Annotated in this window: 11 protein-coding genes; 2 read left to right on the forward strand and 9 right to left on the reverse strand. The window is 74.1% G+C overall.

Translation table 11 applies throughout. The annotated features are described in order from the left end of the window. Window positions 1-104 precede the first annotated feature (104 nt). Entirely contained in the window at window positions 105-527 is a 423-nt protein-coding gene (locus ABT057_RS39380) for a VOC family protein (protein WP_352348731.1), read from the reverse strand. 129 nt (window positions 528-656) lie between these two features. Between ABT057_RS39380 and ABT057_RS39385 the strand changes: the two genes are divergently transcribed. Next, the gene (locus ABT057_RS39385) at window positions 657-1,334 is read left to right on the forward strand and encodes a phosphoribosylanthranilate isomerase (RefSeq protein ID WP_352348732.1); all 678 of its coding nucleotides are present in this window, start codon (window positions 657-659) and stop codon (window positions 1,332-1,334) included. 154 nt (window positions 1,335-1,488) lie between these two features. Here ABT057_RS39385 and ABT057_RS39390 read toward each other — a convergent pair whose 3' ends face one another. From ABT057_RS39390 to ABT057_RS39405, 4 genes are all read right to left on the reverse strand, one after another. Continuing rightward, window positions 1,489-4,539, reverse strand: a complete 3,051-nt coding sequence (locus ABT057_RS39390) for an AfsR/SARP family transcriptional regulator (protein WP_352348733.1) — start codon at window positions 4,537-4,539, stop codon at window positions 1,489-1,491. A gap of 65 nt (window positions 4,540-4,604) precedes the next feature. Continuing rightward, a complete protein-coding gene (locus ABT057_RS39395; RefSeq protein WP_352348734.1) occupies window positions 4,605-5,441 on the reverse strand; it encodes an alpha/beta fold hydrolase in 837 nt (278 codons plus the stop codon). Window positions 5,442-5,542: 101 nt separating this feature from the next. Beyond that, window positions 5,543-8,428: an AfsR/SARP family transcriptional regulator gene (locus ABT057_RS39400; RefSeq protein WP_352348735.1), complete on the reverse strand. Its 2,886-nt coding sequence runs from the start codon at window positions 8,426-8,428 to the stop codon at window positions 5,543-5,545. Between the two features lie 104 nt (window positions 8,429-8,532). Further along, entirely contained in the window at window positions 8,533-9,843 is a 1,311-nt protein-coding gene (locus tag ABT057_RS39405; RefSeq protein WP_352348736.1) for a nucleotide disphospho-sugar-binding domain-containing protein, read from the reverse strand. Window positions 9,844-10,060: 217 nt separating this feature from the next. On the opposite strand from ABT057_RS39405, the gene ABT057_RS39410 reads away from it, so the two are divergent. Next, the gene (locus ABT057_RS39410) at window positions 10,061-13,129 is read left to right on the forward strand and encodes an FG-GAP-like repeat-containing protein (protein ID WP_352348737.1); all 3,069 of its coding nucleotides are present in this window, start codon (window positions 10,061-10,063) and stop codon (window positions 13,127-13,129) included. A gap of 94 nt (window positions 13,130-13,223) precedes the next feature. Here ABT057_RS39410 and ABT057_RS39415 read toward each other — a convergent pair whose 3' ends face one another. The 4 genes from ABT057_RS39415 to ABT057_RS39430 all read right to left on the reverse strand — a co-directional run bounded on the left by ABT057_RS39415 (window position 13,224) and on the right by ABT057_RS39430 (window position 15,882). Then, window positions 13,224-13,556 (reverse strand): MerR family transcriptional regulator, encoded by a 333-nt coding sequence (locus tag ABT057_RS39415; protein ID WP_352348738.1) that lies wholly within the window; start codon window positions 13,554-13,556, stop codon window positions 13,224-13,226. 86 nt (window positions 13,557-13,642) lie between these two features. Then, the gene (locus tag ABT057_RS39420; RefSeq protein WP_352348739.1) at window positions 13,643-13,957 is read right to left on the reverse strand and encodes an SCO5918 family protein; all 315 of its coding nucleotides are present in this window, start codon (window positions 13,955-13,957) and stop codon (window positions 13,643-13,645) included. A gap of 125 nt (window positions 13,958-14,082) precedes the next feature. Then, window positions 14,083-15,510: a DEAD/DEAH box helicase gene (locus tag ABT057_RS39425; RefSeq protein WP_352348740.1), complete on the reverse strand. Its 1,428-nt coding sequence runs from the start codon at window positions 15,508-15,510 to the stop codon at window positions 14,083-14,085. 168 nt (window positions 15,511-15,678) lie between these two features. Next, entirely contained in the window at window positions 15,679-15,882 is a 204-nt protein-coding gene (locus tag ABT057_RS39430; protein WP_352348741.1) for a cold-shock protein, read from the reverse strand. Between the last annotated feature and the right edge of the window lie 82 nt (window positions 15,883-15,964).

A 15,964-nucleotide genomic window follows, 5' to 3' on the forward strand; every position in this document is an offset into this window, starting at 1 on the left:
AAGTACATCCAGTACGAGGGCTTGCACCCGGCACGCCGAGAGCACGCGCCGGACGCCGCTCCTTGACGGGCAAACGTTGCCTGCCGCGGCACTAGGCTCGGGTGTCAGCTCTGCGCCTCCGTGATGTTGACCATCCACGCGATGCCGAAGCGGTCGGTGCACATGCCGAACACGTCGCCCCACATCTGCTTGTCCAGCGGTACCGCCACCGCGCCGCCGGCGGACAGCTTCTCCCAGTAGCCGCGCAGGTCGGCCGCGTCGTCGCCGCTCAGGCTCACGGAGAAGTTGTTCCCGGCGGTGAACTGCGTGCCGGGCGGGTTGTCGGCGGCCATCAGGGTGAAGCCGGCGGGGGTCTCCAGCATGCCGTGCATGATCTTGTCCGCGCCGGCGGAGCCCGGGGCGTCGCCCTGGCCGAAGTCGCCGTACGTGTTCACGGACAGGTCGCCGCCGAAGACCCCCTGGTAGAACTCCAGCGCCTGCCGGGCGTCGCCGGCGAAGCTGAGGTACGGGTTGAGTCGCGAGGCCATGGAATCCTCCTGAACGAGGCAGAGGGGCACTGTCCCGGAGACTAACCGGGCGCACCGACAACGGCATGTCGGGCGAGGGGGCGACCGGGGTTCGCCGCGCCGGGGCGTGCGGTGCGGCAGGCTGGACCCGTGAGCAACCTCAACGCCCCCGCCGACGGGCTCTCCGGCCGACCGTCCGACCGTCTCTTCGTCAAGATCTGCGGTCTGCGGACCGAGCACGACGTCGACACCGCCGTGGCGGCCGGCGCCGACGCCATCGGGTTCGTGTTCTCGGCCAGCCCGCGCCGTGTCGACGCCGCGACCGCCGCCCGGCTGTGCCGCCGGATCCCGGAACACGTCCTGACCGTCGGCGTGTTCCGCGAGGAGCCCCTGGACGACGTCCGGTCGCTGGCCGCCGCCGCGGGCATCCGGGCCGTCCAGCTGCACGGCCCCGAGGACCGTGGCTACTACGACGACCTCGCGACGGGCGGCTGGACGCTGATCCGCGCCGCGGCCTTCGGTGACTCCGTGCCGCGCTGCGGGGAGTTCGGCGAGGACCTGCTCCTGCTCGACGCGCCGGTGCCGGGCTCCGGTGTGGCCTGGGACTGGTCGAGGATGCCGCAGCCGTCCGCCGGGGCCGGTCCGGCGGAGAGGTGGCTGCTGGCCGGCGGGCTCACCCCGGACAACGTGGCGGACGCCGTCGCCGCCGCCCGCCCCTGGGGTGTCGACGTCTCCAGCGGGGTGGAGAGCAGCCGGGGCGTCAAGGACCCCGCTCTGATCACCGCGTTCGTCGAGGCGGCCCGGGCCGCCGGCACGGTGGCGCGCTGACGGACGCCGCCCCCGCTCCGGGGGGAAGCCGGCACGTTCTGCGAGGCGTCGTCGCCGGCGGTTCCGTCGCCGCGCGGCTCGACGCGCACCCGCCGAGCTCGGCGGCAGCCGAGTTGCTGAAACGGTCGGGCAGGTGGGCGAGAGCGGAACGGATCTACGGCAGGTCCTGGGGCGGCCGTGGTGCGGTGACGGCGGTGAGGCGTGGCGCCGGCACCTCGTCGCCCAAGGCGTGCAGCCGGGTCCGCAGCTCCGCGGCGCCCGTCGGGTCGGTGCGGGCGAGCAGGCGCAGGGCGCGCTCCCAGACCGTGCGGGCCGAGCCGGGATCGCCCGTTGCGAGGTAGGTGTCACCGAGATGCCGCAGCGTCCCCGCCTCGCTGAACGTGTCGCCGACCTCACGGTAGAGCCGTAGCGCGCACTGGAAGCAGGCCACGGCCCGCTCGTGTTCGCCCAGGTGGTGGCGGGCGACACCGAGGCTGTCCCAGGCGCCGGCCTCGCCGTAGCGGGTCCCTTCGAGCCCGGCGAGTCCGGTCAGGGCCTGCTCGAAGTGGGCGGCGGCCCGGCGGTGGTCGCCCCGCAGCACATGGGTCCAGCCCAGGGCGTGCAGCGCGCTCGTCTCCGCGACCCGGTCGCCGACGGCCCGGTAGAGGGCGAGCGCCCGGCCGGCCGCCTCCAGCGCCCCGTCGTGGTCCCGTGTCCGGTCGAGCAGCCAGCCGTGGCAGCGGTGCGCGTGCGCGAGGCCGAGCCGGTCGCCGAGTGCGGCGAAACCGTCCAGGGAGGCGCGGATGTGGACGCGGGCGTCGTCGTGGCGTTCGAGACGGGCGAAGGCGCGGGCCAGGCCGCGGTGCAGATGGGCCTGTGCGGTGGGGTGGCCGTCGCGCACGGCCGCGTCGAGGCCGGCGCGTTGCAGGGCGGCGGACTCGTGCCAGTGGCCCTGCCGGTCCATGAACCGCTCCAACGTCCACGCCAGGGACCAGACATGGGCGTCGTACCCCTGTTCCCCGGCCAGCGCGGCGACGGCGTGCAGCACCTGCCGCTCGGCCGTGTACCAGCGCAGCGCCTGCCCGTCGTCGGTGAAGGCGGTGACGGAACCGGGGCGTGGGGTGGGCAGCGGGCTGACCGTCCACCAGGGGGAGTAGAGCCGCCCCGCGGCGTGCGCGGTGTGCAGGCAGTGGTCGAGCAGGCGGCGTACGGCTGCCTCCCGCGCGTCCGCGCGGTCGTGTTCGGCGGCGCGTTCCCTCGCGTAGGTGCGGAGCAGGTCGTGGCAGGAGTAGCGGCCGGGGACATGCTCGGTGAGGAGGTGGGAGCGGGCGAGCTCGGCCAGCAGACCGCGGACCTCCTCCGGGGTGCCGCCCGCGAGGGCGGTCGCGGCGGGCAGCGTGACGTCCGGGCCGGGGTGCGGGGACAGCAGCCGCAGCAGCCGCGCCGCACCGCGGGACAGCGCACGGTACGACCAGGAGAACACCGCCCGTACGTCCCCCGCGGGGTCCGTGTCCGTGAACGCGTCGAGGCTGCCGTGCGCAGCGCGCAGTTCCTCCGCGATCGCGGTGAGCGGGAAGTCCGGGTGGGCGGCGGCGCGGGTGGCGACGACGGCCAGGGCCAGCGGGAGCCCCGCGCAGCGGGTGACGATCTCGTCGACGGCCGCGGGATCGGCCAGGACCCGGCCCGCGCCGAGCCGCCGGGCCAGGGACTCACGGGCCTCGGCGGCGGGGAGCCGGTCCAGGGCCAGGGGGTGCGCGGCCTCGGCCGTGACCAGCCCGAAGAGCCGGTCGCGGCTGGTGACGACGACCAGACAGCCGGGGCTGCCCGGGAGCAGCGGGCGGACCTGTTCGGCGTCGCGCGCGTTGTCGAGCAGGATCAGCACGCGGCGCCGGGCCAGCAGACTGCGGTACAGCCCCGTCTGGGCGTCGGCCCCGGCCGGTATCCGCTGCGCGGGCACGCCGAGGGCCTCCAGGAATCCGCGCAGGGCCTGTCCCGGATCCGTCGCGGTGCCGTTCGGGTCGAAGCCGCGCAGATCGACGTACAGCTGCCCGTCGGGGAAGCGGTGGGCGACGCGGTGCGCCCAGCGGACGGCCAGGGTGGTCTTGCCGACCCCGCCCATGCCGCTGACCACGGCGATCCGCACGCCCGGCGGCGCGGTGTCCGCCGCCAGCCCCGTCAGCACGGCGAGCTCGCTCCTGCGTCCCGCGAAGGTCGCGAGATCGGACGGCAGTTGAGCGGGCCGAACGAGAGGCACGGCCCCCGAGCCCCCGGAATCCTCCGCTTCCCCCACTCCGGCGAGAGCGGGAACGGCGGAGAGCCGGGGGGCCGACGGCGTGGGAGCGGCGGGGCCGGGAGGAGGCACGGTGCGGCCCGGAGCGGGGGCGGGGGTTGTCCGGCCGTGGGCCGAGAGCGTGCGGTCGGCGGGGGAGGGGCCGTCAGGGGCCGTGGGGGCGGACGCCGGCCGGCCGGCGCCGCCGGGCCGGGGGCCCGTGTCGCGGTGGAGGGCCGCTTGCTGGGCCGCGCGCAGTTCGGCGCCGGGGGTGACGCCCAGCTCGGTGTGGAGCAGGGACCGTACCCGCTGCCAGGTCTCCAGGGCCTCGGCCCGCTGCCCGGTGGCCGCAAGCGCGCGCACCAGACGGGCCTGGAGCGGTTCGTCGAGCGGGTGGTCGGCGGCCGTGCGGTGCAGTACGGCGAGCAGCTGCCCGTCCGCGGGGCCGCCGTTCGCCGGCAGCGCGTCGGCCGCCTCCTTCACCACCGCCAGGTACTCCCGTTCCAGCGCGGTGAACGCCGGATGCGAGCGGGCCTCCATCGGCACCCCCGTGGCGACGGCACCGGTGCGCAGGGAGAGCGCTTCCACGAAGAGCGGTACGTCGGCGGCGGCCCGCGCCCGCCGCACCAGCTCCCGGAACCGCAGCAGGTCCAGGCTGTCCGGCGAGGCGTTCAGCCGGTACCCTCCCGCGTCCCGCACCAGCCAGCCGCCCGTCTCCCGGATCGCCAGCTGCGGTTCCAGCAGCCGCCGCACCACCCCGACGTGCCGGTACACGGCGTTCGCGGGCGACCCCGGCGGCGACTCGCCCCACAGTGCGTGCACCGCCTCCTCCAGGGCCACCGGCCGCCCCGCGTGCGCCATCAGCAGCGCCAGCAGCAGCCGCTGCTGAGCCGCCCCGAGCCGCACCTCCTCGCCGCCGCGCCAGACCCGCACCGGTCCCAGCACCGTGAACCGCATCCTCACCGTCGTAGCCCTCGATCCGCCCCGTGCGTACGTACGCCGTGCCCGCCCGCCGTCGCCGGTCAGGCGGCCGGAAGTCCGTCGATCCAGCCCAGCACCAGCGCGTTGAACTCGGCCGGACGCTCCTGGAAGAACCAGTGGCCGACCCCCTCCAGCACCACCGAGGCGCTGTAGGGGTGGCTGCTCAGCGACGGCTCCCAGTCCCCGTCGATCCCCTTGGCCTTGAGGGACGCGGCGGACGACAACGACAGCACCGGGCAGGCACGGCGGGACAGATAGGTCTCCACCCCGGGCCGCACGGTCAGCGGGGTCGCCGCCTCGTCGAACAGGCCGTGGAAGACGTCCCGTACCGTCATCGGATCCATGCCGAGGATCCGCCGCCGGTGCCAGACGCGCAGCGCCTCCGCCTCGGGCCCGGCCGCCGCGTTGTTCTCCAGCCCGCCGAGGACGGTCGCGGCGGTCCCGACCGGGTCCGGGACCCGGAAGGCGGCGGCGAGCTGCGGCGCGAACTCGGCCTCGAAGCCGTAGGAGGGGTCCACGGCGACCACGCCCCGCACCAGGGACGGGTACTCGACCGCGAGGACCGAGGCGACCAGGGCGCCCAGCGAGTGCCCGACCACGACCACCGGCCCGGCGTCGATGTCGTCGAGCAGCTCCGACAGGTCCGCGGCGAAGTCGCGCGGCCGCTGTCCGCCGGTGAGTCCTGAGGAGCGGCCGTGGCCGCGCAGGTCCGGCGCGATCACCCGGTGCCGCGCGGAGAAGGCGCCGATCTGCGCGGCGAAGTCGTGCGAGTCGCAGGTCGCGCCGTGCACCAGCAGCAGCGTCTCGCCGCCGCGGTCGGCGCCCGGGCCCTCGTCGGTGTGGAACAGCCGGTTTCCGTTGATCATGGTGTACGTCACTGAACGCGCTCCTCTTGCAAGGGAGTTGCTGGATGGCGGGAGCGTAGGCAGGGGGTAGTGGACGAAGTGTGCCTGCCTTGTGACCGGGGTAGAGGACAGGGTTACGGTGTTTGCGCGTGCCGCTCGGTCTTCGCCCGTACCTCGGCCGCCCAGACCGGGTCGAAGTCCTGCATCGCGTCCCGCGCGTCCCGCCAGGTGGCCAGCGCGCCGGCCCGGTCACCGGCCGCGAGCCGTGCGTCGCCGAGCCGGTCCAGCACGCCCGCCTCGTTGAACAGGTCGCCGACCTCCCGGAACACGGCGAGCGCCCGCTCGTGACAGGTCACGGACCGCCGGTGCTCGCCCAGCCGGCCGTGGACGTGGCCCAGGGTGTCCCAGGTGTAGCCCTCGGCGATCCGGACCCCGAGCTCCTGGAACAGGGCGAGCGCCTGGTGGGCGTGGGTGAGCGCGCCGTGGCAGTCGCCGGTACACGCCTCCCCCCAGGCCCGTGACACCAGCACGTACGCCTGCCCCTTGCGCTGCGCGGACGCCCGGTACAGGTCGAGTGCGGGGGCGAGTTCGTCGAGCGCCTCCCCGAACCTCTCCTGACGGGTGAGCACGGCCCACCGGGCCAGCCGGACCTCGGCCTCGCCGTTGCCGTCCGCTGCCTCCTCGAACCAGCCCCGCGCGTACCGCAGGTGCTCCTCCGCCTCGGCGAAGCGCCGCAGCATCATGCAGGCCCGGCCGAGTGCGCGACGGGCGTGCCCGAGGGCGACGGGGTCACGCAGGCGGTGGGCGGCCGGCAGCGCGGCGCGTTGCACGGCGAGGTACTCGTGCCAGTGCCCGAACCGTTCGTGGAAGCGCTCCAGGCACCACGCCAACTGCCAGACGTGGGCGTCGAGTCCGCTGTCCACGGCCTGCCGGAACGCGCCGAGCAGGACGGGCCGTTCGGTCCGGAACCAGAGCTGGGCGCCCGCCGCGTCCAGGGCGGCCGGCCGGGTCTCCGGCAGGGGCTGGGCGGGTGCCACGGGAGTGATGAGGGCCGTCGGGGCGTCGAAGAGCAGCGCGGCGGCGTACGCGGTGTGCAGACAGTGGTCGAGCAGCCGGCGTCGCGCGGCCCGCCGCTGCGCCGTGCTGTCGGTGGTGTGCAGGAGCTCGGCGGCGTAGGCGTGCAGCAGGTCGTGGACGGCGTACCGGCCGGGCGTGCGCTCGGTGAGCAGGTGGGCGTCGGCGAGTTCGCCGAGCAGCGGGCGGGTCCGCCCCACGGGCAGGTCCGCCAGCGCCGCAGCGGCGGGGACGGTGAGATCGGGCCCGGGGTGCAGGGCGAGCAGCCGGAAGAGCCTGGCCGCGCCCGGCCCGAGGGCGTCGTACGACCACGAGAAGACCGCGCGTACGTCGGTCGCGGTGTCGGACCCGGAGTGCCGGAAACCGTCGAGTGCGCCCGGTCCCTCGAGTCCGCGTGAACCGTCCGGTCCGCGTGACGTGCCCCGCAACTCCTCGGCCAGGGTGGCGAGCGGGAAGGCGGGGTGGGCCACCGCCCGCGCGGCGACGATCGCGAGCGCCAGGGGCAGCCGTGCGGTGAGCGAGACGATCTCGGCCACGGCCTCGGGCTCGGCGGCCGCCCGTTCGGCGCCGATCCGCAGCGCCAGCACGGCACGGGCGTCGTCCGGTGTGAGCACGTCCAGGGTGAAGGGATGGGCTCCGTCGGCGGAGGCCAGGCCGGTGAGCCGGTTGCGGCTGGTGACGAGGACGAGGCAGCCCGCCGTACCGGGCAGCAGCGGCCGGACCTGTGCCGCGTCACGGGCGTTGTCGAGCAGCACCAGCATCCGGCGCCCCGCCAGCAGACTGCGGTACAGGGCGGTCTGCGCGTCGGGCGAGTCGGGCACCCGCGCGGCCGGTACGCCGAGGGCGTCCAGGAACGCCCGTACGGCGTGCCGCGCCGGTGTGGGCGTGGCGGCGGGGTCGAAGCCGCGCAGGTTGACGTACAGCTGACCGTCCGGGAAGCGGTCGGCCACCTCGTGGGCGAGGCGCAGGGCGAGGGCGGTCTTGCCGACGCCGGCCGTGCCGCCGATGGCGCAGACGAGGGGGGCGGTGGTGTCGCCGGATCCTGCGCGGATGCCGTCCGCGCCGTCGAGGAGGGCGCGCAGACGGTGCAGTTCGGCCTCGCGGCCGGCGAAGGCGGGCAGCGAGGAGGGGAGTTGGGCGGGGGTGAAGGCCGGGGGAGTGACGGGGGGTTCCGTGCGGGCGGGGTCCTCCCCCTCCGCCCGCAGCCGGGCGGTGGTGAGTTCGGGGCCGGGGTCCACGCCCAGTTCGTCGGCGAGCCGGCCGGCCGTCGTGCGGAACACCGCGAGGGCCCGGTCGCGGCGCCCGGTCGCCGCGAGGGAACTCACGAGCAGCGCCTGCATCCCCTCGTCGAGCGGGTGGCGCTCGGCGCTCGCGGACAGGGCGGGCAGGACCCGGTCCGCCCTGCCGCATTCGAGCGCGACCCCCGCGGCTTCCCGCACCACGGCGTCGTACTCCCGGTCCAGCTCGACGAAGACCGGATGCGCGGGCGCCTGCGCCGGACAGCCGGCGGCCGGACCTTCGCGCAGCGCGAGCGCCTCGGCGAACACGTCCACGGCGGACTCCGGCCCGCTCCGGCCGAGCACGTCCCGGGCCCTGCGTGCGAGCAGGCGGAAGCGCAGCAGGTCGACGGAGTCGGCCGGGACCACCAGCCGGTAGCCGCCACCGCCGCGCAGCAGCAGACCGCCTTCGGCACGCGGCGGCAGCTCGGGCTCCAACAGCCTGCGCAGGGCGCCCACATGACGGTGCACCATGTTCACCGCTCGCGTGGGCGCCCGCTCACCCCACAACCAGTCGACGATGTCGGGCAGTTGCACCGGGGAACCGGCCCTGGCCAGCAGCAGGGCGAGCAGGGTCCGGCGCAGCGGAGGGCCCGGGTCCACCTCGGCTCCGTCGCGCCAGATCCGTACCTCGCCAAGAACCGTGAACCGTAACGGGACCGGTCTCATCGGAACCCTCCACCTCCACCACCGACCGGATCGTCATGCTAGGCAGTGCGGGAGGGGCGTTCACGGGGCCGGACAAAACAGGCGTGGCGGGGGGCGCGGCGGTGTCACCCCGCGGCGGTCACCACCTCCGCGATGGCGGCGAGTGCGTCATGACGGTCGAACTCGGCGGCCAGTTCGGCCGCCCGCCGACGGTGCCCGGGCTCGGCCAGCACCGCGAGCACGGCCTCCCGGACGGCGTCCGGTGTGGGCCGCCCGGTGCGCAGATCGAGCCCGGCGCCGCTCCACCGCACCCGCGCCGCGATCTCCGGCTTGTCCTCGCCGTCCCCGCCCACCACGATCGGTACCCCGTGCCGCAGGGCCTGGTGGACACCGCCGTAGCCGCCGTTGGTGACGAGGACGGAGGCATGCGGCAGCAGCCGCTCGAAGGGGACGTACCCGCCGAGCCGGACGTTCGCCGGCACGGCGCCCGCGGCCTCCATCTCGGCCGGGCCGTCCGCGCGCCCGGTCACGGCCACGACCAGCACGTCCGCACCGGCCAGCCCGTCGACGGCGGGCCGCACGAGCCGCCCCAGGTCGCGGTTGTCGAAGGAGCCCTGGGTGACCACGACGACGGGCCGCCCGGCGTGCTCCACCTCGCCCCACCACTCCGGCAGCGGCCTCGGCTCCGCCGCCGCCGTGTGCGGCGCGTCGCCCAGCGGCCCGACGAACCGGAACGAGGACGGCACGTCACGGCGCGGGTACTCGAACCCCGGGACGGTCAGCTGGAGGTAGTGGTCGGGCACGGTGACCAGACAGTCGAGGACGAATCCGGGAAGCCGGGTGCCGCTCTCCCCGAAGTTCTCCTCGATGTGCCGCTGGGCGTCCGCGAAGACCTCCTTGACCTGGTCGTTCATCTCGCGGTGCCGCTGCCTCGCGTCCTCGCCCACCAGCGGCGGGAGACCGAACCCGATGGGCGGGGCGTCCTCGCTGAGCAGGGTGGGCAGGGTGATGCCGAGGCTGACGGTGACCGGCCGGCGCCCGGGCGGTGCCGAGAGGGCCAGCGCGGTCGCCCCCAGGAACAGCGGATCGCTGATCACGACGGACGCCGGGAAGCGGCGGTCCAGCAGGTTGCGCAGCGCCCGGTACTGCGCCGCGGTCGGGTCGCCGAAGATGTGCTTCATGTCGTACGTCAGCTGGGCCGGCCCCGGCGACAGCGCCGCCCGTTCGGGGAAGAACAGGTCCAGCTTCCGGTCGTCGAAGTCCGCCGAGGGCGGCAACGACACGGGAAGGGCACCGACGGCCCGGACGTCCTCGGCGAACCGGCTCCCGGTCAGCACGACCACCTCGTGGCCCCGCCGTACGAGGTCGGCGGTCACGGTGAGGACGGGCTGGACGTGGCCGTGGAACGGCGTTGCGGTGGCGATGACCAGTGTCACGACGACTCCCTGTGCTGGGCGGACTGTGCGCCGGGAGCGTAGGAACCGGATGTGCAAAAGAAGTGCGCCGGCGGTACCGCACCACGAAAGCAGGGGGGCAGCCGGGATGCATGCCGCCCAATCCCCCGAGGTCTTCGCGAAGAATGCTTCCTTGTCATGAGCGGGCCGGAATCTTGCTAATATCCGGCAAAATCTTCGCTTCCGCTGGAGGAACCGCGTGGGCAGACCTGCCCTCATACGCGGCGGCATCGCCGCCGCCGCCTCGCTCGCCCTGGCCGTGGGTCTCGGACCGCTGGTCACGTCCGCCCAGGCGGCACCGGCCGCGGAGGTGGTCATCCCGGCACGGACGTACCAACTGCCCGGAACCGCCCTGTTGAGCGCCGGAGCCTCGGGATTCCTGCGCTACGAACCCGGGCGCGGCCACCTGTGGACCGCCTACACGGGTGAGGACACGGTGGTGGACTCCTCGGCCACCGAGATCTGGGGCATGCCGGAGTTCGGCGCCGGCTCGGACGTGGTCGCCCGCTACGACGACGCCACGCGGACCGTGACGCTGCGGGACATGGCGGCCGGGGGGACCGGGACGGAGATCCCGCTCCCCGAGGGCCACACGTACCGGGGCACGCTGGGCCGGACCGTGGTGACCACCGGGCCGGACCTGTCGGCCTGGCATCTGTTCGACGTCCAGGACGACGGCACGGTGCGAGACCGTACGGTGACGGGCGTCCCGGACGGCGCCACCGGGGTGAACGACGGCGACTCGCCCGTGGGCGACGCCCACGGCATGCTGGTCCAGCACTGGGTCGGCTGGACGCAGAAGAGCGCCTGGCTCGACGCCGACGAGGGCCGGCTGGTCGAACTGCCCTACAACCCGGTCGTCTCCGCCACCGGCCGCACCGTCCTCACCGCCACCCACCTGGTGTCCTGGGACACCCTCACCGGCACCGTCTCCGTCTACTCCCGGGACGACCTGACCACCCCGGTGCGGACCGTGCCGCTGGCGGACGACGGCGCGACCCACCTGGTGGGCATGGTCGGCGACACGCTCCTCGTCTCCCGCTACGACTCCTCGCTCGGCGCCAAGGACGGCGGTCTGCCGGTCTGGCGGGTCGACGCGCTCGGCACCGACGGCTCGACGACGGGGACCGTGCTGGCCCGGTCGGAGAGCCTCGCCCTCGCCGTGCCGACCCCCGACGGCGGACTCCTGGTGCCCGGCAGCGGCGGCGACATCGCCGACTGGGGCGTGAACCTGGTCCGGGCGGGCGCGGACGGCAAGCCCGTGGTCCGGCGGGTCGCCGCCTCGGACCTGAGCCCCTCGCCCGATGCCGTACAGGACCTCACCCTCACGGGCGGCCGGCTGACCGTACGGGAACGGGACGAGGAGGTCGGCCGTACATACCTGTACAGCCGGCCGGTCGACGTCACCGGTGACACCATCACGGTCGGCTCCCGCACCAACCGCGGCGAGACCACCGGCGAACCCGGGATCGTGGAGACCGGGGACGGCCGCACGGTCGTCTGGAACACCTGGACCTCGGGCGGCGACCGCGTGCCCCGGGTCGTGCAGCCGACGGGAACCCTGCCCGGCACACCCGTCGACGCCGCGCACGACTACGTCCGCGTGTGGGACGCCAAGGGCCGCCACGTCGCGATGGCCACCGAGTACACCGAGGCGGCCGGTTCGCAGACGCGGGTGGTCGATCTCGACACGGGCGGCACGGTGCTGACCTCGGCGCAGCACGGCATGGCGCTGTGGGGCACCACCCTGTGGGTGCACGACGGCAGCGACAGCGCCGTCCCCGTCGACGTCCGCACCGGCAAGCGCGGCGAGTCGGTGTACTTCGGACGCGGGTGCCTGCTGGAGGACCTCCAGGCCGTCGGACGCTGGCTGCTGTGGTCCTGCGTCGGGTCGCGCGAGGCGCAGGGCGTCTACGACACGGTCGCGCAGACCAGCCTGACCCTCACCGAGGGGGACTCCTGGGGGACCGCGGAACTCGGTGACGGATTCGTCGTCACGGAGAAGAGCGGCGGACTCGAGGTGACCGACGTCCGCAGCGGCACACCCGTGACGCACACCGTGGAGGCGCTCCGCTCCGGGCAGCCCTGGGACGTGGACCCGTACACCGGCCTGATCGCCTACGTCGACACCGGGAACGACACCCACGTGGTGTCCAGCGGCGTTCCGGTCTCCCCGCTCGGCCGGCTCGACTCGGCCGTCGCCGGGTCGGCCGACGTGAAGGGCGGCGCCGCGTCCTGGAGCGCCAGATGGTGGCTGTCGAAGCCGGCCGCCTCCTGGAAGCTCGCACTCAGGAACAAGGCCACCGGCGCCACCGTGCGGACCCTGACCGGCGGTACGGCCCGCGGCGGCCTGATCGCGACGTCGTGGAACGGCAAGGACACGGCCGGCAAGCTGGTGCCCAACGGCACCTACACCTGGACGCTGACCGCCACCCCGGCCGACGGGCAGGGCGCGGCCCTGACGAACACCGGCACGGTGAAGGTCACCGGCGCCACCCCGGTCCGCCGCGACCTCGTCGGCTCGGACGGCTTCGGCGAGGTGCTGACGCTGAACGGCTCGGGCGGACTGACGTACCAGTACGGCACCGGCACCGGAACCCTCACCGGGAAGCGGACGGGCACCGGCTGGCCGACGACCATGAAGGCGGTGCCCTTCGGCGACCTGAGCGGCGACCGCTGCAACGACGTGCTCGTACGGCTCTCCAACGGCACGCTCCGCGCCTACCGGCCCGGCTGCGCCGCGGCGCTGACGCCCACGACCCCCTACACCTCGCTGGGCACCGGCTGGAACCAGTACGACGTGCTGACCTCGCCGGGGGACGTCAGCGGAGACGGCCGGGCGGACCTGATCGCCCGTCAGGCCTCCACCGGGAGCGTCTACCTCTACAAGGCGACGAGCACGGGGAAGCTCTCGGCCAAGGTGAGGATCGCGGCCGACTGGAAGGGCTACAAGAAGATCGTCGGCGCCGGTGACCTGAACGGCGACGGCCACGGCGATCTGCTGGTGCAGGACAAGTCGAACGAACTGTGGCGGTACGACGGCACCGCGACCGGCAGGTTCAAGAGCCGGGTGAAGGTCTTCGACGACTGGGGCTCGTCGTACAACACGGTCGTCGGCGTGGGCGACATCACCGGCGACGGCAAGGCCGACCTCGTGGCCCGCGACACCGCGGGCAACCTCTGGCGGAGCAACGGCAACGGCAAGGGCTCCTTCGGCGGCCGCACGAGGATCGCCACCGGCTGGCAGAGCTACAAGGGCGTGTTCTGAACCTCGCTCCTCAAGTGAGCCCCGGGCCCGGACGACTCACCTCGTCCGGGCCCGGCCTTTCAGCCTGGCCGGCGGCCGTCGTCCCCCAGGGCCCTCACCCCTGCGAGCTCTCCTCGGCCGCGCGGCGGTACTCGGCGTTGATGCGCTGGGCCTCCTCCAACTGGTCCTCGAGGATGACGATGCGGCAGGCGGCCTCGATCGGGGTGCCCTGGTCGACGAGTTCACGGGCCCGGGCGGCGATCCGCAACTGGTACCGCGAGTACCGGCGGTGTCCGCCCTCCGAGCGGAGCGGCGTGATCAGCCGGGCCTCCCCGACGGCACGGAGGAAGCCCGGGGTGGTGCCGAGCAACTCGGCCGCCCGGCCCATCGTGTAGGCGGGGTAGTCGTCGTCGTCCAGTCGACCGCTGAGCGGACTGCCTGATGTCATGTCACCTCGTCATGCGACGCGTCGGGGCCCTGGCGCGCCGTACGGCATGCCAGGGCCCCGATTCAACACCATCGTCCGTGCCGTCCTCACACGTCCGGGAAGGCGGCACCGTCGAGCGGCTGCGAGGGGGTCCAGAACGACGAGGCGTCGGGCCGGGGTTCCGGCGCCGGCTGGGGGTGGCAGGTGAAGCCGAGGCGGGTCATGGCCCGGGTGACCTCGCCGCTGGTGAAGTCGCGGCGGTCCTGCCGGGTGACGACCTCGCCCACCTGCTTGACGGGGTAGCGGCGGCGGCCGATGGTCACGGACTCACCCGTGACGGGTTCGGGCGAGACGTCCTTCATGGCGTCAAGCACCCCGTCCTTGGTCAGTTCGAACGGGTACCGGGCGATGACACAGCGCATGATGCCTCCCAAGGGGGACGGGAACGGGGACGGAGAAACGGTCCGGCCCGAGGCGGGCCGGACCGGCGGAGCGGGACATGGGGCGTCGGGGCGGGCCGTCGGGGTGGACGGGGCCGCTTTGGCCGTCAGGTGGTGACGGGGGACTCCCGGCGCGGCCCGCGGCGCGCACCCTCACCGGTGGGCCGGCCCCGGCCGGCGCGACCGCGACGCCCGCGGGCGGACGGGGCCGCGCCGGGGCCGGTGCGGCGGGGGCGTTCCGCGGGCGGTGCGGCGATGACGACGGGCACGCCGGACGGGGTCCGGGCGCCGGTGATACGGCTCAGTACCGTCTCGCCCGAGCGGACCGGGGTGACCTGGGGGGTGATGCCGGCCGAGGTCATCAGCCGGCTCATGGAGCGGCGCTGGGCCTGGGTGACCAGGGTGACGACGCTGCCGGACTCGCCGGCCCGTGCCGTACGGCCGCCGCGGTGCAGGTAGTCCTTGTGGTCGGCGGGCGGATCGACGTTGACGACCAGGTCGAGGCGGTCGACGTGGATGCCGCGGGCCGCGACGTTCGTGGCGACCAGCACGGTCACGTGACCGTCCTTGAACTGGGCGAGGGTCCGGGTGCGCTGCGGCTGGGACTTGCCGCCGTGCAGGGCGGCGGCGCGGACGCCGCTGCCGAGCAGGTGCTTGGTCAGCCGGTCCACCGCGTGCTTGGTGTCCAGGAACATGATCACGCGGCCGTCGCGGGCCGCGATCTCGGTGGTCGTCCGCAGTTTGTCCGCCTCGTGCACGTGCAGGAGGTGGTGCTCCATCGTGGTGACGGTGGCCGACGACGGGTCCACGGAGTGCACCACGGGGTCGGTCAGATAGCGGCGGACCAGCAGGTCGACGTTGCGGTCGAGGGTGGCGGAGAACAGCATCCGCTGCCCGTCCGGGCGCACCAGGTCCAGCAGGGCGGTGACCTGGGGCATGAAGCCCATGTCGGCCATCTGGTCGGCCTCGTCGAGGACGGTGATGCGTACGTCGTCCAGCCGGCAGTCGCCCCGGTCGATCAGGTCCTTGAGCCGTCCGGGCGTGGCCACCACGACCTCGGCCCCGCCGCGCAGCGCACCGGCCTGCCGGCCGATCGACATCCCGCCGACCACGGTCGCCAGGCGCAGCCGCACGGCACGGGCGTACGGGGTGAGCGCGTCGGTGACCTGCTGGGCGAGTTCCCGGGTGGGGACGAGGACCAGCGCCAGCGGGCGCCGCGGCTCGGCGCGCCGGCCCGCCGTACGGGCCAGCAGCGCGAGGCCGAAGGCGAGGGTCTTGCCCGAGCCGGTGCGGCCCCGGCCGAGCACGTCACGGCCGGCCAGCGAGTTGGGCAGGGTCGCCCCCTGGATGGGGAACGGCACGCTCACGCCCTCGTGGCCGAGCGCGGCCAGCAGCGGCTCCGGAAGGCCGAGAGCGGCGAACGAGTCGACGGCGGGCAATGCGGGTGTCAGTGTCCTGGGCGGCGCGAACTCACCGGCGGTCCTGGGCGGCCCGGACCTGCCACGGGTGGTGCGGTTTTTCCGTGCGTTATTCATGCGGAACCTTCCTTGGTACGGGCGCGCAACAAGGAATTCCCGCAGCAGATGAACGGCGCAGAGAATAACGAGAACGAGCCGGAGAAGAATAAATCCTCAAAGAAAGCGAGCCGGGACCCGCACCCCAAGGTGCGGGTCCCGGCTGCGGAGTACGCTTCAGCGCCGGTGTCAGGCGGGAACGATGTTCTCCGCCGTCGGGCCCTTCTGGCCCTGCGCGATGTCGAACGACACCTTCTGGCCTTCCTGCAGCTCGCGGAAGCCCTGGGTGGCGATGTTGGAGTAGTGGGCGAAGACGTCGGGGCCGCCGCCGTCCTGCGCGATGAAGCCGAAGCCCTTTTCGGCGTTGAACCACTTCACGGTTCCGGTGCTCATATGAATTCTCCTTCGGGGCGGGATGCGGAGTCGCGCTCTGTGCGGACTCCGGTCGCCGTGATGATCACCCGTCGGAAAAATC

It is taken from the genome of Streptomyces sp. NPDC002588 (assembly GCF_040295925.1).
GTDB lineage: Bacteria > Actinomycetota > Actinomycetes > Streptomycetales > Streptomycetaceae > Streptomyces.